Source organism: Spirosoma pomorum (genome assembly GCF_054776615.1).
Genome location: NZ_BAAHBP010000001.1, coordinates 72394 through 94122, shown reverse-complemented (window position 1 = coordinate 94122; position 21729 = coordinate 72394). Strand labels below are relative to the sequence as shown.

The window sequence follows — 21729 nt, the reverse complement described above, 5'->3', positions numbered from 1 at the left end:
ACTATGAAACGTTTATTGCTAATGACACTGGCCGTAGGGGTACTTTTGTCAAATCTGGCAATCGCCCAGACTGCGCAGCCGGGTGCAACGTACAACAACGCCGACTTTAAAATAACAGCGACGCAGGCCATCTATCAATCAGATCTGGACATGGTCGTCATGAGTATGCAGGTGAGCGGACAGGCTGGACGCACTACGCCGAAGCCAGCCGGAGGTACGCAGGACGCAGCTGTACTGGCCTACGTATTTCCGACGACACTCAACGCGCAGGATGTGGGTTTTTCGCCCACGGAAGGTATTGTGGCGCTGGCGCTGACCTCCCACCCGGATATGGACGATACACCCTTGTGGGATGAAAATAACGACGGTATCTTCGATAACGATGGCGTGGTCTGGCATCCCCACTGGGTTGTCCTCCAGGAAGACAAACGGGTGCCCGGTGGTTTGAGCGTCAAGGCGTTTCGCCCGGATGATAAAACGGTCGTACTGCCTAAGACTGCCCCTGGTGTACCGTTGTATTTTGACTCACCGGGCTATGGAGTCGTTACGTCGGGGCAGACCATTCGAGTTGCGATTCAGGCATACCGAATCAAGCATCACACAGATTTTCGGTTCGATGCCGTTACCTGTTATCTCCAGATGCACCATACCAACCACGGAGCGGCTGGTGGACACCACGAAATGGCCGATAAACCGATGCTGGGTGTCTATGCCGTATACGGGGTTCTGTCGGGTAAGCTAACGCTTCCTTACACCGTATCCAAAAAATAGAATGGAGTAGCGGAATGGGAGACTTGATTAGTTGTCCCGTTCCGCCAGTTTTATACGTAAAAAACGATCTCGATCGGTCGACTCAACCAAATAACCAACTCATTCGTATGGAAACTACGTCAGCATTTTCCGACTACCTGACTACCCTGATTCAGCAACGGCAGTATGTAAAAGTCCAATATTTTACCGAGTTTCACGAGCTGGTTACCCTGCATGCGCTCGTTGTTCGTCTTGCTGGAGAAGGTGATACCCTCACCGTCACCCTTTCGTCGGGGGAGGTGATTTCCATGAACAAGTTCGTCAGTGCCGGTGGTCAGTTTGCGCCAACCTACGACGGCTACGCGCCTTATTGTGAAACCTGCGATTGTTGAATGAATGATTCTGTATTTAACGTAGACCAACAAAACCGCTCGGTCGATGCCAAGATTGTGGCGGGCCTGGAACGACTGGGCGAAACATTTCGAACCCTGCTCTGGCAGCAGAGTCGCGAGACAGGTCTAAGTCCAATCCAGATTCAACTCCTTCTTTTTCTGGCTTTTCATGAGCCAGCCAAGTGTAAAATTGGTTACCTGGCCGCTGAGTTCAATCTGACGAAACCAACCATTAGTGATGCCGTTAAGATACTGGCTCAGAAAGAGCTGGTGATCCGTATCGTCGATCCCACTGACAGTCGCAGTCATAGTTTGCAGTTGACGCCCGCTGGGCAGCAAGTGGTTGACCAGACGAGTGGCTTCGCCAACGTAATGAGTCAGTTGGTAGGGCAACTAGACCCTGCGCACAAGACGGCGCTTTACGAGAGTTTGTTTACGCTCATTTATGGCCTGCATCAACGCGGTCTGATCACCATACAGCGCATGTGCAAAACGTGCCTGCACTATCAGTATGATGGGCAGATTCATTATTGTGGCCTGTTAAAAATACCGCTGGAAGCTGATCTGCTGCGGCTTGACTGCCCGGAACATGTTGCCGTATAACGAGCTGATAAGTGACACTAATCTTGAATGGTTCATGTACTCTCTTCCTACTTATTGATGAGCCGCTTTGGGTAAGTTGTGATCAATAAGGCAGCGGTAAAACCTGATCTACCTTTTAGTAAATATACAGAAGTAGCCATCAACAAGTAATTCATCGATTGGTTTATGAGACACCCATAATGTATACCTCACCTACATATATTCTCACTAACATTTATGAATTGGAGTAAAAATGGAAGAAACGTATATCATCGCCCTGAACGCTAAGGCTGCGGATGAGGTCGGCTTGGGTACTTGGTTAAGTTTGGGATTGCTCGTAAGTCAAATCAATTCGGGAAAGCCACTGACCAGAGAGAACGGATCCCAGATCTGCAATTTTCTAAATAACCAGTTCTTGACAAACACGTGTTCGCTGATCGCGAATTGATCGCTGAAAGTCATTTCTGAAAAGTCCTTCTGAATCCGGAGGGACTTTTCGTCTTTCAGGATGAGCCATAAACACGTTCGTCAGGGAGCAACAAATTTCTACCAACAGTAGACAGCTCAGGTACTGAAACTACGGCTCACTACTGGCAGCGTAGTGGATTGCGTTTTTTAGCGCGGATCAGTATGAATATTGGTACTGTCAGTTGTATCTTTGCGGACGTTTTGATCCAGATTTTGTCTGGAGATATAACGAAAGGGTCCCGTAGCTCAGCTGGATAGAGCATCTGCCTTCTAAGCAGACGGTCAAGCGTTCGAATCGCTTCGGGGTCACAACAAAAGAGCCGGTTAGCTTCATTGCTGACCGGCTCTTTTGTTGGTGTACATTTTAGTGGAGTTAACAACTCATCTTACGTATGACAGCAAGGTTAAGTGATCAGTCCAGCCAGGACTTAAACCTGGGGCTTACTACAAAGAGATTAGTACGCCTAATTGACTAATTAGAAATAAGTTAGCAGCTATACTCTCCAGTTTTGGCCATAAGCTTTACGCAAACCACTGTTACTTGTCTGCGTCTTATGGGTAGCCACTGCTTTCCGATCAGTACGCGCGCTTCAGTCGTCCGTTTATGAGAGCATTCTACGACGTAATCAGGGTTGACTAAGTCGCTCTTATAAATACGCACCAGTTCGGGCAAATGAGTGGCGAACTGGGCAAGGCGTAGGTTGATACGGGCGGTCACTGAAATAACAGTAGCGTAATTATCCTCCCCACGCATGTAAGTGATATGAGAAAGTAAGGCTTGTCTGTCCTACTAAGTAGTTAGTATGTGGTTCCGCACGGTCGGAATGATAATTGTAACGTCGAACTATACATTGGATTAATTCAGAGAGCTCTTTTCTTTAGATCGCTCAACCGCTTACGCTGTTTTTTTGCCGTCAATGACTGGTCATCGACCACCGATAGAATCAAATCACACTGCTCCTACGTTCTAGTGCATCTTTGGGATAGAAAGCCTTTGAAAGGGCCAAAGTGGCTCAAAATGCTGCTATCGAAGAAAATATATGACGCTCTTCCTCTACCCGTGCAACTAACCGGAGATAGAACGCGTCCTTTTGTCGCGCATTCATCTTCCCCTCGTCACAAGCGGTTGATTCAATGCGTACACCTAATGCCTTAAGTAATGGAGTCGTTTGGAGCCAGATTAAAGAAAAAGCGAGTCAGTAAAGGACTAACGCAAGATGAACTAGCGGGGTTGATGCAGAAAAGCGGTAAAGCGGTTATCTCAGCCTGGGAGAAAAACAGAACAGCGCCCTGCCTCTTAGATATTCGAAAGCTAGCGAAACTACTCGATACTACAGCCGCCTGGCTAGTTGACGGCATTGGGGAGGATGCCGGTATAGTATCGACTGGAATCCCCAACGGTTTTACGTTAGTGCGCACGAAGGAATTCATTGCCTTACAAAAGCAGGTAATAAAACAACAGAAGCAAGAGCTTCAAAAGCAAAAACAGTCCTCGTCCAGCGTATCAGGTTGATTGGTAGAGAGCTTCCCACTATTTAGCCAGGCAAAGCGAGAATGTAGACTTATCTCAACTGCCAGATCAGTAGATCCAGAATCTTCAGATCCGTAAAACTGTAATCCGGATAAGCTAAGACAAACCGAGTTTTGAGACCAATAAACCGCTTGTCCTGTATCATTTGGTTAAGCCGAGTAGTGAGCTCTCGGTAAATTGCAATCACCTTTTCTTTACGAGCAGACGCATTGTAAGCAGGTAGCCGTATTCCCATATTACTTAGAACGATGCTGTCGACAACGGGCAGATTTGGATTGAGCGTGGCAATCAGTTTCGACGCGAACGAAGACTCGATACGTCCCGTCTTGATCTGCAGTTCTTCCAACACCACCGCCAGTACCTCCGTGGTATCGATATCCTGCTGACCTTTCAGCCGTTCCAATATATCGAAGTAGTCATCGTAGGCTTTGGCTCTGGGCAACCGCATCTGGTAGAAGCGGATGAAGTTACGTCGGTACGCCTGATCAGTCGCCACGTTGCAGCTGACCAGCCCATCAATTGTTTGGCGATACCGTTCTACGGGCCAGGCCAGACGGGGCAGGATCTCGTCAATATGGTTCGTTAGCGTATTGAGTAACTCGTCGTTCGTCACAGGCTGAGCAGCTATTGTTCGTTGGGTATGATTCGCTTGAGCTGCTCATAGGGTATAACCTCATCAACATCAATGCCTACTGGCCAGGACGGAATAACGCCCTCTTTCGTAAACCGAAAAATTCGATGCTTCTCTGCCGCTGATAGGCTGTATTGATCATACTTCGGCTCTTGCGCCACTCCTGAAACCATCTCTGAAAAACTGGGTTGGGAGTATATTTGCCGGGCAATCGAAAAGTCAATCTCTAACTCAAACGAGACACTCCCCAAAGGCATTTTATGTGGAAAGTGTTTCACTAAAAACTCAAATGCTTGTCCTGAATTCATGCGTATCTTACCCCTCAGTCGTATCCCATATTGGTCCCTTGTTTGCTGACCGATCTTGACCGACCAGCAAACAGTCCCTTTTGGTGAAACGACTGGTAAAGTCGATACCGTATACACTCGTGTAACTTCTCTGCCAGGCCGAACTTCATTCAGCGACGGGGCCATGTATATGAACTGACCTATGCTTATCGCATCAGCGCTGAATACATTCAGATAATAGATACCAGTTATCAGAATGTCCTGATTCAGGCAGTTGCAGGAATGATCGTTTTAGCCAGGTCACCGGGTTCACAGGTGTATGCTGTCCGCAGTTCGCTTGCAATTGTTGGCCTTTGTTTCTAGATATAGCATGATCTCCAGCGCGCTCAGGTATTGAGTCGTTAACCTGGTCACGGCCGTAGGCTCCGCGCAGAGTAAACACAGTAGTCGAAGTAAATCCTTTCGACTGCTCAGGGTTCTTAACAACCTTCCCCGCCACTCATCATTGAAGGTCTTGTTTCTGTGGACCCACCATTCATCGTCGGTGGTGACCTTTCTGCTTGCGCCGATGATGAATGATGAGTGCCAATCGCAGAGCCGGTCGTAGCAGTTCCGCGACTTTATCTGGTATTACCTTCGGCAATCCTGTGGCCGCTGGTGACTGCGACAGCTGACCAGCTCGGCGTAGCAGGAAATAGAATCAGCTAACAAAGTGCGTGTAGTCATAGGTGGCGAACCGCAATGCGCTTCATTGAAGCAAGTAGATCGACAACTTTTCGTTCTTTATAGAGTACAAACACAGTTTTGGTATACCAAATGGCTCTGGATTTCCAGAGCTTTTTTGTTTTACATCCGTCAGTAAGAATTTGTTAGCCTGTATTTAAGGGGTACATCACAAAAAAAGCCCTAGATTACTCTAGCTGTTTACAGGCTGGTACTTAGGTAGAATTTCGCAACAAACCGCGAGCGATTTAGATTATATGTCTGTCCCACGCAAAGGGGCTTATTTTATAAGTGTAAAAGGGCTCCGGTTTTTCTGGAGTCCTTTTTTGTTACCTGCTGCTTTTCTACCTACGCAATTTTGCCTTCATTTGTGACCCAAACTCACATGAGTTAGAGAAAATAACCGGTAAACAGGCTCCGACTTTCGGAGCCTGTTTCTACGTGTAAGGGGCCGTACGTATCGCCTAATTTTATTGCTTAGACCATTTTCTTATAGTTGCTAACCACAACGGGCCAGCTTCGTATTGAAGCTGGCCCGTTGTGGTTGAGTCTGCTTAAACTGTCGCTGGCGTATCAAAATTGGTTGATACCGTTACGTCCTTCCAGGTAGTCATCTCCTGTTGTAACGTAGTAATTTTTCCCATAGCCGTATCGAAGGCGTCCTGACCCAGAAACAGATGCGTGGGCGGATTTGGCTCGTCGGCCAGACGGATCAAAATGGCAACGGCCTTTTCGGGATCACCCGGCTGATTGCCATTGATCTGCTCCTGGTGCGCCTGCTGCGATTCCCGAACGGACCGATAGGCGTCGATGGGATTGGCGGGCGTCCCGAGGGAGCCTGACGTAAGAAACTCGGTCCGGAAATAACCGGGGGAGACGATCGTCACGCGGATGCCAAATGCTTTTGCTTCGACCGCCAGCGCTTCAGAGAAGCCCTCTACCGCGAACTTAGTCGCGCAATAAACGCCAAATCCAGGGAAGTTGCCGACAAAGCCGCCAATGGACGATAGGTTGATAATATACCCCGACTGCTGGCTACGCAACTGCGGCATGACGTGCCGGATGACGTTGAGCGGGCCAAAAACATTTACGTCAAAATTAGTCCGGGCTTCGGCATCGCTCAATTCTTCCAGGCTGCCGAGCTGGCCATACCCCGCATTGTTAACGACAACATCGATTCGGCCAAAGCGCTCTATAGTCTGGGTGATGGCCTGCGCTACGCTACTTTCGGTCGTTAGGTCAACGGCAAGTGGTAAGAAATCGTCAGCTGGGCCCACGGCCCGACTCAGGTCATCAAGTCGGCGGGAAGTAGCCGCTACTTTGTGTCCGGCGGCCAATAATTGTTTAACCAGCGATAGACCCAGGCCTTTGGACGCGCCGGTGATAAACCATACTTTTTGTGTACTCATTGTTGTTGGAAATCAGTTATGGAAGAAATAGACTAGACGGGGAAATCGGTGGATTTCGTCAGTACTTCGTTAGCCGTAAACTCATCGCGCAATCGCTCGACTTTGTTCATCGCCCGTTTGTAGGCATCGCTGCCCAGCAGTAAATACAGGGGTGGATTCGGGGTCTCGCTGATCTGGATCATCGCAGCCGTAGCCTTTTCCGGGTCGCCGATCTGGCTGCCGTTCATTTGCTCGTACTTACTGTGCGACGCCCGAACGGCGGTGTAGGCATTGATCGGTTGTTTGGCCAGCACCAGCGATTCGGGCGTGAGAAAGCTGGTTCGGAAAGCACCCGGTGCCACCACCGTCACATGAATACCAAACTGCTTTACGTCGTCGGCCAGCACTTCCGAAAGCCCTACGATGGCGTATTTGGTGGCCCCATAAATGGCCCAGCCAGTGTTGGCGGAAATACCCGCAATGGAGGAGATGTTGATGATGTGGCCCGATCCCTGCGTGCGTAGATGGGGCATAGCGTGCCGGATGACGTTGAGCGTCCCGAAGACGTTCACGTCGAAACTGATCCGGGTTTCTTCGTCGGTAAGTTCCTCAATGCTGCCGCCGATGCCATAGCCCGCGTTATTGACAATCACGTCAATCCGGCCGAAGGTTGACTGTGTTTGATCGATGGCTTGCTTAACGCTTTGCTCGTTGGCGAGATCGACTTGTAGAGCTAAAAAATTAGGGGTCGTCTGGCCAACGGCCTGATTAAGATCCGTTACGTTTCGCGACGTGGCCGCTACGTTATAACCCGCTGCCAGCAATTGGTTGACCAGCGACAGGCCCAGGCCTTTAGACGCGCCGGTAATAAACCATACTTTTTTGTTGTCCATACGTCTGTTCGTTTTGGTACGACAAAAGTAGTGGGACCGGGACGGGCAAGGCTTGCGTCAGACAAACCGATACTTGCGAAATTCAAACAATTCGGTAGGCGGTAGGAGTAAGCTGCGTCTGTTTCTTGAAGAAATTGTTGAAATGGGCCGGTTCCTCGAAGCCAAGGCTGTAACTGATCTGGGCAACGTTCCAGTCTGTATGCTTCAGCAGCGCTTTGGCTTCGCTCAGAATACGTCCGGCAATGTGGTCAGTGGTAGTACGACCGGTTGTTTCCCGAATAGAGCGGTTGAGGTGGTTGACGTGCACGGACAGATGATCCGCAAAATCTTTCGCCGACCGCATCATAAAGCGCTGGCTGGGGGATTCAATTGGAAACTGCCGTTCGAGTAATTCCGTAAAGACCGCTGTCATCCGCGACTTGGCATCAGGATGCTGGTACAGCGTTTCCGACGGGCGCATTTTCAGCGCGCTGTGGATCAGTTCGGTGAGGTAGCTCTGCAAGAGGTCATACTTGTAGCGATACTCCGAATTGATTTCGTCCAGCATTTTCTGAAACAGCTGGCTAATCTGTTCATCCTGTTCCTGTGTGAGCGAGTACGCCGGTTTGCCACCAGGTAGAAACATAGGCAGTTCATGCAAGCTGCCCCGCATCCGCTCGTTGAAGAACGCATCTCGGAAAATGCAGAAGAAGCCCGTTTTGTCATCGGATAACGATGCCCAGGTGTAGGGCACCTGCGGATTGAAGAAAATCAGCGTAGAGCCTTCAATCTCGATGCTTTTGTCGGCGTAATGATACACGTTTTTGCCCCGGATCAGCGAAATTTTGTAGTAATCCCGGCGGCTGTAATTCATGGGTGGTGCCCCCGGCACAAAGCAGTCTTCCAGCCGGAACACATTGAAATGTGACAGATCGTACTGGAGGTTATCAGGCATCCAGTTGAACTTCTTCTGGTAAAACTCTTCGATCGACTCGGTGCTTATCATACCACGAAGTTACAAAATTCAAAGAAACCAGCAGTCGGGATTCGCCAGTACGTTGGGTAGAGGAGCGGTGTGGGTAAACAAAGGCCCCATTGAAACGCTTACAATAAAAGCACTCCTGACCTCAAACGAAACCGGAAGAGTGCATCGTTAGGAAGGCAATCTGTCCGTAATCCAATTCTATATGGCCAATCAGTCCGGTGGCTGGCTCCGGAAGTTGGGTGACCTGCTTGTTCCCCCCAGCCAGACAACAGCGACCCCAGCGCCTGCCGTTACCAACACCCGTATCTTAAACGAACTCGTTGCCTGTTTCGAGGATTCCATTTCGCGGGAATCAGTAGGGGCGAGCATGCTCTTTAACGCGCATTTCTTGATCATTCTGCACCCGGATGTCTACGAGGATCGGTTAAACGCGTTTCCGGTCATTGTCAACGAAGCTGTCAGTGCCTTTAATCAGGTTGTTGATGCCTACAAAGCCAACTACGGTCGAGTATCTCCGGTTGCGTCGAGCTGGTTTTTTAAATTTGGTGCTGGGCGTGAGTTCAATGGCGAAGCGGTGGAGCCGGCTGACGTTCGGGTAGTGGGTGCCCTCACCGGAATCTTGTCAGGAAATCAGGCCATGGCGTCAGGAGCGGCCCCCATGCACGTAACGCAGCGGGTTCAGCAGACGAACCGTTACGAAAAAATTGATGTCGACCAGCGGGCGTTTCAACACATTGACTTTCGGGAGCCGGGTGCGTTCGTGGTTAAATTTTCGTTCGAGACACCGGTAAAACCGATTGGTCAGGCAAACAGCACTGTAAACCAGCGACCACCGCTGCCGCGCAGTCTGGAAGACGGACTCGCGCAGATCCAGTATTACGTATCCGACAAGAATCAGGATGCAATCTACCTGATGCGTGACCGCGAGATTGTGATTGCCCGTAGAGAGGCCGACAACCAACAGTTTTCAAACTATCTGCTGCTGGAATCAGTCTATGTATCAAACCCCCACGCCCGGATTCGGTATAACGAAACGACGCAGGGGTTTGAACTGGCCTCGTTCAGCCGGAACGAGACCCGTATTAATGAGCGCGTGGTTCCCCGGAGCGAACCCGCCAATCCACAGTGGCACGAACTGCCCGACAAAGCGCAGATCCTGCTGAACAGCATGGTCACGCTTCAGTTCAGCCGTAACCTGTAAGGCAATGATCGACTTTTTGCTGGTGGGAGTGCTGTTTCTGCTGGTCATCGTTCTGATGATCCGGCATTTTCAGGACCTGCCCCGTTAACATAGCGGGTACTGTGATCAACAGATTACCCGATCAACTTTAGCTGTTTCTGCATGCATACACTAACCATCGCCGGCCAGACTGATGTCGGCAAACGTCGTCAGGATAATCAGGATACGTTTATCTGTACTCCACTTTGGGCAGAAACGAGCGCGCTGTTGGTTGTGATCGATGGCGTAGGTGGCTACGCGGGTGGCGAACGGGCATCGGCAATTGCCAAGGAGTCCATTCAGCAGTACATGGCAACGCCCAAAGGCGATACGCTGACGATGCTGCGCGAGGCCGTTGTGTTTGCCAATAACCAGATTGACGCCGAGCGGCAGCAGAAACCGGAACTGGATCAGATGTGCTGTGTGCTGACGGCGGCCTTTGCTGACGCTGCTGCCGGAAAGGTGTATTACGTTCACGTGGGCGATACGCGTATGTACCGCTACCGGAACGACGAACTCGAAAAAATTACGTTGGATCACTCGCTGGTGGGTGAGCGCGAAGACGCCAATGAGCTCTCGGAAGCAGAGGCTATGGAGCACCCCCACCGGAACGTAGTACTGCGTACCGTAGGCTCGGGGATGCATCGCATTGACGATCCCGAGTTTATGGATTCGGGCGAAACCGATTTTTTGCCGGGCGATCTGTTGCTGCTGTGCAGCGATGGCCTGACCGATATGCTAACCCGATCGCAGATCCGGGGAATTTTGAACCGCCCCCTATCGCCCGAGGAGCAGATTCGGGATTTGATCCAGCTCGCTAACCAGCAGGGCGGTAAGGACAACATTACGATCGTGCTGGCGCTAAACATGGGCGAAGTAACCGCACCCGTGGTTAATAAGGCTGCGCCCTTGGCGGAGCAACATCCACAGCCAGCTGATACGACAGCAGCCGTATTAACAACCCCGGTTGAGCCCGAAAAAGCGTCTGGTTCCGGGCGCTGGGGTTTAGGGTTGGGGGCACTGGTGGCGGTGGCACTCATTCTGGGGCTGATCTGGTACCAGAATCAACCAACCAGCCGACCTCCGCGCCCCGTTGCAGTCGATAGTATTAAGATCAGTAACGAAGGTATCGCCCGCGTAACGGGCTTCACGGCGGTAACGCCCACGGATGCGGCCTTTACGGCGGCCGATACGTTGCTGGACTCGCTCAAACTGGCCGCTTACCAACGTACTGACCATCGACTCGTGTTACCCGCTGATACGTTTTGGCTCCGGGAACCGTTAATTCTGACAGATTCGATGCTGGCCGTCATTGGCGATGGGCAGCTAACCGTACTCATGCCGATCGACTCGACAAAGGCTGCGGTGGCCGTGCAGATCAACCGGTCAGGAGCCGTTCGCCTGGAAAACCTGGTGATCAGCGGTTTCAGAACTGGTATCGAAGCGGCCAGTGGCGGGCAGCTCATTGCCAAGAAATTGTACTTCGCTGACGTTGACAAACCAATGCTGGCGACGGTGCAGCAAGATAGTATTCCGAATGCGGTGATTTCCCTGACGGTCAAAGAGCCCGTGGTTGCACCCGTTAAATCAAAACGTTCACGATGACCACCGTTCCATTTAGTACCTTATTTCCGGGCTATGAAATCCTGGGCGAACTGGGGCGTAGCAATGCCCGAGTGCTGAAAGCCCGGCATCTGGCAACGGGCGATCTGGTGGCAATCAAACACTTTGCCCTTAATACCGACGCCGAAACGCTCCGGCGGTTTCAGCGCGAATCGGAAATTATGACCGGCATTCAGCATCCTAACGTCGTGAAAGTACGTGAGGTGCAGCTGGAAGCCGAGATGCCGTATATTGTGATGGAGCTGATCGAGGGTGGCAGCGTACGAAATCTGTTGCAGCAACAGGAACGGCTCGATCATGCCACGGTTATTCGGCTGGGATTGCAGATGGCAAGTTCGTTCAAAGCCATTCACGCGGCCGGGATCATTCACCGCGACATCAAACCGGAAAATATTCTCTACCGACTGCTACCCAGTGGCGAACTGCATTTTCTGCTGACTGATTTTGGGGTGGCCCGGCTGCATGAGCAGTCCAGCACCATTACGGGTCAATCGCTGCTAACCTACGAGTACGCGTCGCCCGAGCAGTTCAATAACCCCAAGAGCGTTGGACTGGCCACAGACTACTATTCGCTCGGCGTCGTGCTGTACGAATGTCTGACGGGGCGGGTGCCCTTCAGCATGGCCGAGCATGCGGGCATCGTTACGTTCATGACGCAGGTGTTAACCGAAACGCCCGTGCCTCTGGCTACGGTCGATCCATCGCTGACGCCCTTTACGAACGCGGTTGAACCGCTGCTGGTGAAAGACGCCAACGCCCGGCTCCGCGACGCCGATGAACTGACCTGGTTGCTCAAACAAACCGAACTGGCACTGTTACAGGCCCGGCGCACATCCGTGTCGCCGACCCCAATCGAGCAGAATGTAACCCAGGTTGCGCCGGTTCGGACGGTCGCTGCCGCGTCCGAACCCAGACAGGCCACCACATCGACTACTCCAGTTAGTGAGGCCCCGCCGTTCTGGACTACGCCGAAATTGATTGCCCTGACGCTGGCGGTATTATTGGGCGTAGCCGGACTATACTATGCTTTCAGACAAGCCGACAAGGCTGAAACGAAAACACTGATGAATGGCCCGGTGAACGACGAATTGGTGACCGGTGATCCCGTCGCCGATTCGATACGTCGGGCGGAGGAAGAAGCCGAAGAACAGGAGAAATTACGTCAGGAAGCTATGGCGGCCGTGAAAAGCTTGTCTGTAAAAGCGACAGACTTCAAAGTAGGATTATTCGGCGGCATCAAGGACTTGCAGCTGCAATTGAGTAACCCCAGCCGGATTTCCTTTACGTACGTGCTGGTGCGGGTAGACTACATCAAAGATCAGGGAGGGGTCTACAAATCCGAACGGGTCTATTTCAACAACGTAGAGCCGACTTCCTCGCCCATGCGGGCCGCACCCAACAGCGACCGCGGTACGAAGGTTCGGTGCGAAATCATTGGCTACGAGTCGCCGAGTATTCCTCGCTTGCTCGACGTGCAAACGGTGCCCGAAGTCGATAGTGAAGTGCCTACTGATTCAAGCGTATCGATTGATTCGACCGCTAAAGCTGACACCGTCCAGGAAACGGACATGCCGCGTTGAGTGATATCATTAACGTTCATCAAACTTAATCAGCTGGTTTGCCCACGAATTCACCCCCGACGTCCAACCGCGTTTATCTGCTCGCCGTAACGGTTGTCTTGTTACTGCTGTTCGTACGTTTATACGTCAACTTACTGCCCGATTTACAGAAAGCCCGTCAGGACACGGCTGCCGGTCGGGCGTTGATTCTGGAACCGGCGCTCAAGCCCGAGGCCATTCAGAAGCTACTACTAACGGGTAACTACTACACTGATCCCCGCGACGCCCGGTTAGTAGCTGATTCGCTGGCTGCGAAATTAGCTCACAACGACGCACCGGATAATCTGGGGGCGATCAACAAACGGCAGTTTTCGATAGTGGCCCCCGTTGCCTGGCGCAGCACTATCGGTGGTGCTGATTTTCAGAGTCGGTTGCAGGTATCACGCGAGCAGATGGGATTTGACTCGGTGCTGTACATCCGGGAGCGGAAAAATCCTCGTCAGTACGCCAGTTCCGTCAGCACGGGTAAGGGCGACGCGGAAATCACCGGACGGGTGCAGTACAACAATGAACCAATGGGCGACGTACTGGTGCAATTGAAACGTCACCCGGCCACGGCCCAGCCCGATACGTTGCCCGACTTGCTGACGTACGCTCGTACGGATGCTGAAGGCCGTTTTTCCTTTACCGGTCTGGCGGAAGATGCGGGGTACAGCGTCGTACCGCTCAAGCCGGGTCATGAGTTCGGGAGCCGTCGGGGGACGAGCCGGTTGATGGGAAGTGAAAACTATACATTCACGGCGCACCCTCACCAGATCCGACTTATTGGAACGACCGTATACAGTCAGCTTAAAACGGATCACGCGCTGCTGGTTCGGTCACCAAGTGCGTTTACCTGGCGTTTCTGGGGGATTGTTACGTTGTTTTTAGGTTTATTCTGGGCAGTGCAGGGATTCTGGACGTTACGTCGGTTTCAGACCGACCCGTTGCTCCTGCCCATCCTGATGGTACTGACGGGTCTGTCGGTGCTGACGCTGCTCGCTATTCAGAACCCGTTGCAGGACATTCTGTACGCCAGCCAGACCATGCAGGGTATTGCGCTGGGGTTGGTAGGAATGGCGCTTGTATCGCAGTTGAATATTGGCCGTTTCTACGCCGACTGGCGGTTTGACTGGCTGGCTACGTACCGAACCCGTAATTCGGTCGGATTGTCGGGCTGGACCTGGCTGGTGCTGGCCATCGGACTGGCGTTACTAACCTTGCTCGCCGGGACAGGCCCGGAAGGTAGTGGTGTACGTGTAAATCTGTCGCTTCTCGGACTGACGTTCCAGCCCAGCGAAATCACAAAGTATCTGCTGCTCCTCTTTTTTGCGGGTTTCTTTGCCGCCAACGAGCAGCAGATACGCCAATTGCCGGACCTGCGCTGGCGCTTTGCGGTTAGCGTTGGCGCACTGGCAGGAGCGGGTCTGCTGATGCTGCTGTATCTGCTGCTGGGCGATATGGGGCCGGCGCTGGTCGTTTGCTTTACGTTCCTGCTATTCTATAGCATTGCCCGGGGGAATCTGGCCGTAACGCTGGCAACGGGACTGGGGTACGGGCTGGCCTTATGGCTGCTGCCGGGTGCTATTGCTACGTTGGTCGCGCTGCTGTCACTGGTTGGCTATTTATATTTTACCGGGCAGGCTCGCTCTCAGTCGGGCCTGGGTTGGGCTGCCCTGCTGACCGAAGCGCCCGTGCTGCTGCTGCTGGTGATGGCCATGTTTGCGTTCGGCGATTTGCTGCCTTTTGTCGGTGACCGACTTGCTGACAGAAAGGCCATGTGGCTAAGTCCCTGGAACAACGATGTGTACGGTGGCGACCACCTGGCGCACGGGTTCTGGACGCTCTCGTCGGGCGGCTGGACAGGGCAGGGATTGGGGAAAGGATTTGCCAACGCCATGCCTGCCGCGCATACCGATATGATTTTACCAAGTGTGGGCGAAGAACTGGGTGGACTGGGCGTAATCTGCGTCTTTATCCTAATCGGTATTTTGCTGCACCGTACCTTTCTGCACGCCCGGCGCGCTGGTCAGCCGTTCAGCTTTTTCCTGGTGGCCGGTATCGCTATTGCGACGGGTGTCCAGTTCCTGATCATTGCCGGTGGCTCCATTGGTTTGTTGCCCCTAACGGGGATCAGCGTTCCGTTTCTGAGCTACGGCAAAATCTCGCTGATCATTAATCTTGTGGCGATGGGCATCGTGTTCGGCGTGGCCAGCCGGCCGGGGCAGGCTGCTCAGCGCGAGTACCTGGAAAAACATTACGATCTGGTGCTGATGGCTGGGATTGCTGGTTTTCTGATCGGTGTGGTGGTTTTGATTGGTCGATTGCTGCCCATTATTGGCTGGAAAGGCAGCGAGTACGTCGTTCGACCGGCGCGGGTTATTACCCGGAATGGCGATCCTGTGTACAGCTACAATCCCCGTATTGGCCGGTTGGTGCGCGAACTGGCCGCCGGTACGATCTATGATCGAAACGGACTGGTGCTGGCCACCAGCACACCGGGCGAGGTGACCAGACAGGCCCCCCGGTTGCGGGAAAGCGGCCTCAAAGCAACTGATTTGACGACTCTCACTCAGAAACGGCAGCAGCGGTATTATCCATTTGGTGAACAGTTGTTTTTCTGGGTAGGCGATCTAAATACCCAGCTTTTCTGGGGACAGAGCAATGGGTACTACGCCGAAGCAACCCACCTGAGCGAATTACGTGGGTTCAACAGTCGCCCGCGTAAAAGTGAACTGGTGGCAACTGACTACCGGGCAGATCGGTTTAGCCCGTCGGTAGAGCAGACCCGAGCGTTGGCGATGTACGACTATAGTGAACTGGCTCCAGCCTTGCGCGCTGGCCTTGATAGCCGGGAGGTAGCCCAGCGTAAAACGCAGAACCGGGATATGAAACTGAGCGTCAACGCCGAGCTCCAAGTCGCTATCCAACAGGGATTGGCCCGGTCCGGTTACCGGAACAAACGTATTTCCGTGGTTGTCCTGGATGCGGGTTCTGGAGATGTACTGGCGTCGGCGATGCACCCGCTACCGAATCTAAAAACGCCGGAGGCCATGCTCTTACCCGACCGGGATCGTCAGAAACTGTCGTATCTGGTGACTGAGCGGGATTTGGGTATGACCTATCCGACAGCGCCCGGCTCGACGGCGAAAATCCTGACGGCCATGGCGGCATTTAATAAAGAGGGCATTGCCGCGGCCCAAACCAGTTACCAGATTGGCTGCGACGAGATCATTCGACGGGGTGCCCGCGAGTCGGAGCCCTGCAATGAATCGGTTGATATGCGGAAAGCCATCGTCCGATCCAGTAACGTTTATTTCATCCGCCTGGCCAACGAAGAAAAACTCGATACCCAGCTGGCGGATCTGTACCTGGCCACGGGCATGAACATCGACTTTGTGGGTGGGTACTCGTTTTCAGACACGCATACTGACGAGGAGAAGCTGAAAATCCGCAAACACTGGCAGGATTCCGCTTTCGCTGTCCGGCGACAGTTATACAAAGGAACGCAATACCCGCGTCGGTACCGGAGCGAGTTTTCGGGACTGGCCTGGGGGCAGGGGCAACTAACGGCCACACCCGCGTCGCTGGCCCGGATGGCGGGGGCAATTGCGAATAAAGGTGTGTTACAGCCCTCCCGTTACGTCCTGACTCAGGCTAGGAAAGCGCAGCCGGTAGCGGCTGGGGAACGACTGGCCAGACAACCGGCTTACGCGCAGGAGCTAACGGAGTTCATGATTGATCAATCGAATACGGGGCGTTCGAAAATCAGCGTCGCGCGCGTAGCGGGTAAAACCGGAACGCCAGAACGAATGGTGCGGGGCGTCCGGCAAAACGATGGCTGGTACGTATTTTTTGCTCCAACACCAGACGGTCGTTCCCGAACGGTAGTAAGTATACGTATCGAGCTGGGTGAGTCATCCGGCGACGCTGTGCAACTAGCCAATAGCGTTGTTGCACCGATTCTGAAAGAACGTGGGTATCTGGGGACTTTTTAAGCCGAAAATCGAGATGAGGATTCTGGAAAAAATAAAAGAGGTTTTTGGGTTCGCTCCCGCAGCTACATCCTACGAGCAAAATACTACTGACCTTAACCAGGTGACATCAGCTGAGTCGGGACCCACTGGGCAGCAGCAGCCCCAAACCACGCAGGTCAGTGCGGGGCCACCGCCGGCGGCAATACAGCGCGATAAAATACTTCGCTTCATCGTAGACAAGCTGCGCCCTTACCAGAACGAGTCGGCTTCGGCGATAACCGGTTTACGCCTGTTTGTTGCTTACCAGACTCCCGAAGAGGCTGATGAATTCCGGGTGGCACTGTGGGAGAATCAACCAGGCCGGTTCCAGCAGGAATTGAACCGACTCTTACTGGACAACTATATTACGTTACCCGGCAATTGGTCACTGACCCACGAACTAGTGGCCGGATCGCTTCCAACAGTATCCTACCAACAGGATAAGGTGGGGTTGACTGTTGTCAGGAAAGATACGCCAACCGATGGCCATACGCCTGTTGCTCGGCTTCGGGCGCTTAAAGGACAACTGGCTCAGCCTGAATACCGGCTGGACCCAGCTGAAAAGACTAGTTTTTGCATTGGCCGGGGGCAAACCGCGGAGACCCCTTCGGGCCGGGTGCGAACGAACGATGTTGTGATTCTGAACCCCGACGAGCCCGGTTTTGATGCGGAACTGGGACGTAACAACGGAGCCGTGAGCCGGTCGCATGCAACCATTCGATACGACGCGGTCAAACAACGCTACGTGTTACTGGTTGATCCGGGCGGTTTACCGGCCAGTGGTAACAAGACCAAGATTTTCCGCGCGAACGACCAACTGGAGCGGGCTGATATTGCCGGATTAAGCTATCCCCTGCAGGATGGTGACCAAATTGAACTGGGGGGAGCCGTCAGCCTGCTTTTTTTGTTGGATTAAGCGGGTAGGTAAACCGAGAAGGTAGCCCCCTCGCCGGGTTCGCTGGTAGCGGAGATCATCCCATTATGGTTTTCGGCTACCTTTTGCACGATGGCCAGTCCAATACCCGTACCGGCGTACTGACTACGGCTGTGTAGTCGCTGAAAGACCTGGAAAATGCGACTGCTATACTGTTCATCAAAGCCAATCCCGTTGTCCGAAATCCGAATTCGATAATACGAAGCGGCAAGCCGGGTCGGTCGTTCTGCCGTTGGGAGTTCCTCGGCGGGGATCTGATCGACCGCAATGGTGATAGTGGGCGTCTGGTCCGGCCGACGAAATTTAATGGCATTCGATAACAAATTCTGAAACAACTGCCGGAGCTGTGATTCGTCGCCGGTTACGGTGGGCAGGGGAGTCCGGTTGATCACCGTATCTGACTCCGTAATGGCTACATCCAGATCGCTCAACACCCAATCCAGTACCCGGTCCAGTGCGACGGGTTTCTGAGTCTGCTGATTGCTGGTCAAACGGGAATACGCTAACAAATCTCTGATCAGGATTGCCATCCGGGTTGAGGCAGTCTGCATTCGAGTCAGTAGGTCAACGCCCGTTTCGGAGAGCGTATCGGCGTACTGACTCTTCAGAATGTTGCCAAATGCTTCAATTTTACGCAGGGGCTCCTGTAAGTCATGGCTAGCTACGTAGGCGAACTGCTGCAGGTTCTCGTTTGAGCGTAGCAAATCCAGGTTAAGGGCTTCCAGCTTCAGTTGGGCCAGCTTTAACTCGGTAATATCCAGGAAGGAAAGGACAATATATTCGCCCTCGCGCACGCCCTGTACTTCGTACCAGATGTCGTAGCCTTCGTGTTCGTAGTGATTCTGGAAACGAACGCTGCGGCCGCTTTCACCTTCCGCCAACGCCTTATACTGCAACCACAGACCGCTGGCGGCAATGCCCGGGAAAACCTGGTGCATTGTTCTTCCGATCAGATCGCTGGATTGCCGCTCCGTCAGGCGCAGCGCCATTTGATTCATTAATTCGTAGCGCAGATCGATCACCTCGCCCGTTACGTCATCGCGAACGATAAAATACAGGCTGATAGCTGTGAGCGCACTGTCCGTAACGAGTCGTAGTTGTTCGGCCTGTTTATTACCCCGGTCGGTTGCTTGCTGCAACGCCTGAGTCCTGGCCAGAACCTGCTGTTCCAATTCCTGCTCTGTCTGGCGCTGGTTCGTTACGTCCTGAGTCGTGCCCGCAATCGCATAAGCAAGGCCGTCCTCGTTAAATAACACCTGCCCCCGCGAATGCACAATCCGCTGTTGCTTTGATCTATGGTTTGTAAGCTTGTACTCGACATCCAGTAGATGCTGCCGGAGTTGACTGGCATCCGCAACGAACTCCGCAAAAAGCTCATGGTCTGGCACGCCCTGGAGCAAGTCGGCCTTGCTGATCGATTCGCTGGCCTGAAAACCCAGCCATTCTTTTACCCGGTTGGAAACTGACCAATCGTCGCTAATAAGACTAAAACGCCAGGTGCCCAACTGGGCCAGCTCAACGGCCATCCGAAGGCTTTCCTCGGTTTCTTTAAGTTGTTGCCGGGCCAGCATCTCGGCCGTAATGTCCTGGATAATACTAATCAGGCTGTTGGGTGTGCCGTCAGAATTCCAGACGAGGGCTGAGCTAAGGCGCGCCCAGATAATACTACCATCCTTGCGGAAGTAGCGTTTGTCCAGCACGTATGAAGGAATCGTGCGATCCCGAAGCTGTTTGATCAACGTTCTATTGAGGGGTAGTTCGTCCGGGTGGCTTATGGTCGAAAAGTGGACGCCTACCAGCTCGTCCTGCTCGTAGCCAATCATGGCGCTGAAGGTCTTATTGATGAGCTGAAAATGGGCATCGGAATCAAGAATTGCCACACCTACCGACGCATTATCAAATGCAACCTGATAGCGCTGGCTGACATTGTGCAGGGCTTCGTCCCGCTGTTTATCGTGGGTAATGTCTTTTTTAATGCCTGCAAAGCGATACGCTACGTTCTGCTGGTTAAAGTCAGCTTTTCCCTGAGAGTGAATCCAACGCACCTCGCCCGTCTGCTGGTGAATGATGCGGCAATCGAAGCTGAAATAAGCCTGTTTATCGGGATTGAGCGCATCCTGAAAAGCATCGACAAAAGCGGCTCTGTCGTCAGGATGGATGCAGGATAGTATTACGTCTAGTGTTATAGGTAGGCTACCCGGCACGCCAAACATAGCCCGGCAACTGCTGTCCCAATGCATAACATTGTCAATCGGGTAAAAGAACCAGGTGCCAAAGCCCGTTCCTTCGAGGGCAAGCGTTCGTTCCTGGACAATGCCTTCCGGCTCCTGCCCTTTTGAACGATCAGTTATGGCACCAACCAGCCGCGTAACGGTCCCATATTTACCGGCTAGCACTACCTTCGTGTGAACGGATACATACGCGCCATTGGCCTGCTGAAACCGATAGTCCGCGGCCCAATCCGACTTATTCAGGTCAATTGCCTGTTGAATAGCGTTCCGAATCCGATCCCGATCGTCGGGATGAATGTGGTCGTACCAGAAGTCAATGCCATCCGGTACCTCGTTGGGGCTGAAGCCAAACTGACGATAGAGATTGTCGTTCCACCAGACCGTATTGCGAGATATATCCCAATCCCAGATCACATCGTGGGTGGCTTTAGTTACTAACGCAAATCGTTCACTGGCCAGAGCCAGTTCTTCGGCCGGTGGGTTGGGGTCACTACTCATGCTGGTTCTTCGTCGAACGGAAAGCAAATATCTTACTTTCGGTCAGGGAAGTAGTGCCGTTTGCGCGAAATGCACCGAAGAATCACAAATTGTTTGAAGCCGCTCCTCGGTAATGCTGCTAGTTAATGGTGGTTTCGAACAGAACTGACAGTCTGCTGGCGTATGACTAATTCAGGATTACTGGCTTCGTATTGCATGATGGCTCGATACCCTGCTTCTGCTAGTTCGTAGCGAATATTATTCGGTTCAACGCTTGCACTTATTAACTGGTTGCTGAGTAGAAAATGAAGATAACTTTTAATCATAGGGTATTGAAAGCCAGTAACTAGATCCAACTGATCAGTCGTTATGAGCTGTCGAATGGCGACGAGAACCCTGTACTGGCCAAAAGTGAGTGTTTTCGTGGGTGAATTTGGCATTGTTGAATGCTGTAAGGATTTCTCTGAAGACCTGCAATACTGACGCAGGGATCAACCAGATACTATCTTGATAATCGTTGAGATCATATAACAATAGGATTAAGTATACATTTATGAGTAACTTATACCTTAGTTGGCAAGTATTAGACCAAACTGTGCTATTGTAGGTAGAACCTGCGTTTTTTCTAGTATATCTGCCTACCTCAGCTTCAATCAAACCTGCACAGAGCTTAACCGCTTATACCGACGTTTGTTGATTAAGCGGTATTGTTCCTTTTAAAGCGAACAACATCAGTAATTATTGCAGCAGTCAGACAAGATTCTATCTAGTTGAGAAATCAAAATGTATACCAATTAGAGGCCGTTCACTAGTTGTTACTAATAATGCTCTATTGGTATAGATGGCTAAGGGGGATAGCCTGCCTCCATTCTGAACAACGAATGATTCCCTGCGTAGAGAAACACAAGCAAGATTGTCTATTGATCCTGGTGCATATGTAGTGTGTTCTAGTGATCTTCCTGTATAGGTGTGATACAATGTAACTACATCGATCAGCCAATGGTAGGTAGATTTGCTGACTT

Annotated in this window: 16 protein-coding genes and 1 tRNA gene; 10 read left to right on the top strand and 7 right to left on the bottom strand. The window is 52.2% G+C overall.

All coding sequences use genetic code 11. From position 1 onward, the window contains the following. Positions 1-3 precede the first annotated feature (3 nt). The 4 genes from ACYVAD_RS00410 (at position 4) to ACYVAD_RS00395 (ending at position 2501) form a co-directional block, all read left to right on the top strand. On the top strand, positions 4-771 hold the full coding sequence (locus tag ACYVAD_RS00410) for a hypothetical protein (protein WP_461137492.1): 768 nt from the start codon (positions 4-6) through the stop codon (positions 769-771). 107 nt (positions 772-878) lie between these two features. Then, positions 879-1142, top strand: coding sequence for a hypothetical protein (locus tag ACYVAD_RS00405; protein WP_461137491.1), 264 nt, complete (start codon positions 879-881; stop codon positions 1140-1142). Then, positions 1143-1745, top strand: coding sequence for a MarR family winged helix-turn-helix transcriptional regulator (locus ACYVAD_RS00400; RefSeq protein WP_461137490.1), 603 nt, complete (start codon positions 1143-1145; stop codon positions 1743-1745). A 682-nt stretch (positions 1746-2427) separates the two neighbouring features. Further along, positions 2428-2501 (top strand) — tRNA-Arg (locus ACYVAD_RS00395). Between the two features lie 178 nt (positions 2502-2679). Here ACYVAD_RS00395 and ACYVAD_RS00390 read toward each other — a convergent pair. Beyond that, positions 2680-2955, bottom strand: a complete 276-nt coding sequence (locus ACYVAD_RS00390; RefSeq protein WP_461138498.1) for a hypothetical protein — start codon at positions 2953-2955, stop codon at positions 2680-2682. Between the two features lie 396 nt (positions 2956-3351). On the opposite strand from ACYVAD_RS00390, the gene ACYVAD_RS00385 reads away from it, so the two are divergent. Then, on the top strand, positions 3352-3705 hold the full coding sequence (locus ACYVAD_RS00385) for a helix-turn-helix domain-containing protein (RefSeq protein WP_461137489.1): 354 nt from the start codon (positions 3352-3354) through the stop codon (positions 3703-3705). 49 nt (positions 3706-3754) lie between these two features. Here the strand turns inward: ACYVAD_RS00385 and ACYVAD_RS00380 are convergent, their stop codons facing one another. From ACYVAD_RS00380 to ACYVAD_RS00360, 5 genes are all read right to left on the bottom strand, one after another. After that, complete coding sequence (locus tag ACYVAD_RS00380) at positions 3755-4336, bottom strand: hypothetical protein (RefSeq protein WP_461137488.1); 582 nt, start codon at positions 4334-4336, stop codon at positions 3755-3757. Between the two features lie 11 nt (positions 4337-4347). After that, entirely contained in the window at positions 4348-4662 is a 315-nt protein-coding gene (locus ACYVAD_RS00375) for a hypothetical protein (RefSeq protein WP_461137487.1), read from the bottom strand. Between the two features lie 1256 nt (positions 4663-5918). Further along, positions 5919-6773: an oxidoreductase gene (locus tag ACYVAD_RS00370; protein WP_461137486.1), complete on the bottom strand. Its 855-nt coding sequence runs from the start codon at positions 6771-6773 to the stop codon at positions 5919-5921. A 32-nt stretch (positions 6774-6805) separates the two neighbouring features. After that, positions 6806-7645 carry an oxidoreductase gene (locus ACYVAD_RS00365; RefSeq protein WP_461137485.1) on the bottom strand — a complete coding sequence of 280 codons (840 nt, stop codon included), beginning with the start codon at positions 7643-7645 and terminating at the stop codon, positions 6806-6808. A gap of 82 nt (positions 7646-7727) precedes the next feature. Beyond that, positions 7728-8630 (bottom strand): helix-turn-helix domain-containing protein, encoded by a 903-nt coding sequence (locus ACYVAD_RS00360; RefSeq protein ID WP_461137484.1) that lies wholly within the window; start codon positions 8628-8630, stop codon positions 7728-7730. A gap of 181 nt (positions 8631-8811) precedes the next feature. Here ACYVAD_RS00360 and ACYVAD_RS00355 point away from each other — a divergent pair, with 181 nt between their 5' ends. From ACYVAD_RS00355 to ACYVAD_RS00335, 5 genes are all read left to right on the top strand, one after another. After that, positions 8812-9810: an FHA domain-containing protein gene (locus ACYVAD_RS00355; protein ID WP_461137483.1), complete on the top strand. Its 999-nt coding sequence runs from the start codon at positions 8812-8814 to the stop codon at positions 9808-9810. A 141-nt stretch (positions 9811-9951) separates the two neighbouring features. Further along, entirely contained in the window at positions 9952-11433 is a 1482-nt protein-coding gene (locus ACYVAD_RS00350) for a PP2C family protein-serine/threonine phosphatase (protein ID WP_461137482.1), read from the top strand. Further along, positions 11430-13031: a serine/threonine protein kinase gene (locus ACYVAD_RS00345; RefSeq protein WP_461137481.1), complete on the top strand. Its 1602-nt coding sequence runs from the start codon at positions 11430-11432 to the stop codon at positions 13029-13031. Before ACYVAD_RS00350 ends, ACYVAD_RS00345 begins: the two co-directional genes overlap by 4 nt. Positions 13032-13069: 38 nt before the next feature. Continuing rightward, the gene (locus tag ACYVAD_RS00340; protein ID WP_461137480.1) at positions 13070-17047 is read left to right on the top strand and encodes an FtsW/RodA/SpoVE family cell cycle protein; all 3978 of its coding nucleotides are present in this window, start codon (positions 13070-13072) and stop codon (positions 17045-17047) included. 100 nt (positions 17048-17147) lie between these two features. Then, complete coding sequence (locus ACYVAD_RS00335) at positions 17148-17981, top strand: FHA domain-containing protein (protein WP_461137479.1); 834 nt, start codon at positions 17148-17150, stop codon at positions 17979-17981. Here the strand turns inward: ACYVAD_RS00335 and ACYVAD_RS00330 are convergent. Then, positions 17978-20728 carry a PAS domain-containing protein gene (locus ACYVAD_RS00330; RefSeq protein ID WP_461137478.1) on the bottom strand — a complete coding sequence of 917 codons (2751 nt, stop codon included), beginning with the start codon at positions 20726-20728 and terminating at the stop codon, positions 17978-17980. The two genes, ACYVAD_RS00335 and ACYVAD_RS00330, sit on opposite strands and share 4 nt — an antisense overlap. Between the last annotated feature and the right edge of the window lie 1001 nt (positions 20729-21729).

Bases quoted from the DNA above. Each gene is read 5' to 3' on its own strand.
- ACYVAD_RS00365 (WP_461137485.1), bottom strand. From the start codon at position 7,645: ATGGACAACAAAAAAGTATGGTTTATTACCGGCGCGTCTAAAGGCCTG.
- ACYVAD_RS00345 (WP_461137481.1), top strand. From the start codon at position 11,430: ATGACCACCGTTCCATTTAGTACCTTATTTCCGGGCTATGAAATCCTG.
- ACYVAD_RS00330 (WP_461137478.1), bottom strand. From the start codon at position 20,728: ATGAGTAGTGACCCCAACCCACCGGCCGAAGAACTGGCTCTGGCCAGT.
- ACYVAD_RS00360 (WP_461137484.1), bottom strand. From the start codon at position 8,630: ATGATAAGCACCGAGTCGATCGAAGAGTTTTACCAGAAGAAGTTCAAC.
- ACYVAD_RS00405 (WP_461137491.1), top strand. From the start codon at position 879: ATGGAAACTACGTCAGCATTTTCCGACTACCTGACTACCCTGATTCAG.
- ACYVAD_RS00410 (WP_461137492.1), top strand. From the start codon at position 4: ATGAAACGTTTATTGCTAATGACACTGGCCGTAGGGGTACTTTTGTCA.
- ACYVAD_RS00350 (WP_461137482.1), top strand. From the start codon at position 9,952: ATGCATACACTAACCATCGCCGGCCAGACTGATGTCGGCAAACGTCGT.
- ACYVAD_RS00355 (WP_461137483.1), top strand. From the start codon at position 8,812: ATGGCCAATCAGTCCGGTGGCTGGCTCCGGAAGTTGGGTGACCTGCTT.
- ACYVAD_RS00370 (WP_461137486.1), bottom strand. From the start codon at position 6,773: ATGAGTACACAAAAAGTATGGTTTATCACCGGCGCGTCCAAAGGCCTG.
- ACYVAD_RS00375 (WP_461137487.1), bottom strand. From the start codon at position 4,662: ATGAATTCAGGACAAGCATTTGAGTTTTTAGTGAAACACTTTCCACAT.
- ACYVAD_RS00385 (WP_461137489.1), top strand. From the start codon at position 3,352: ATGGAGTCGTTTGGAGCCAGATTAAAGAAAAAGCGAGTCAGTAAAGGA.
- ACYVAD_RS00400 (WP_461137490.1), top strand. From the start codon at position 1,143: ATGAATGATTCTGTATTTAACGTAGACCAACAAAACCGCTCGGTCGAT.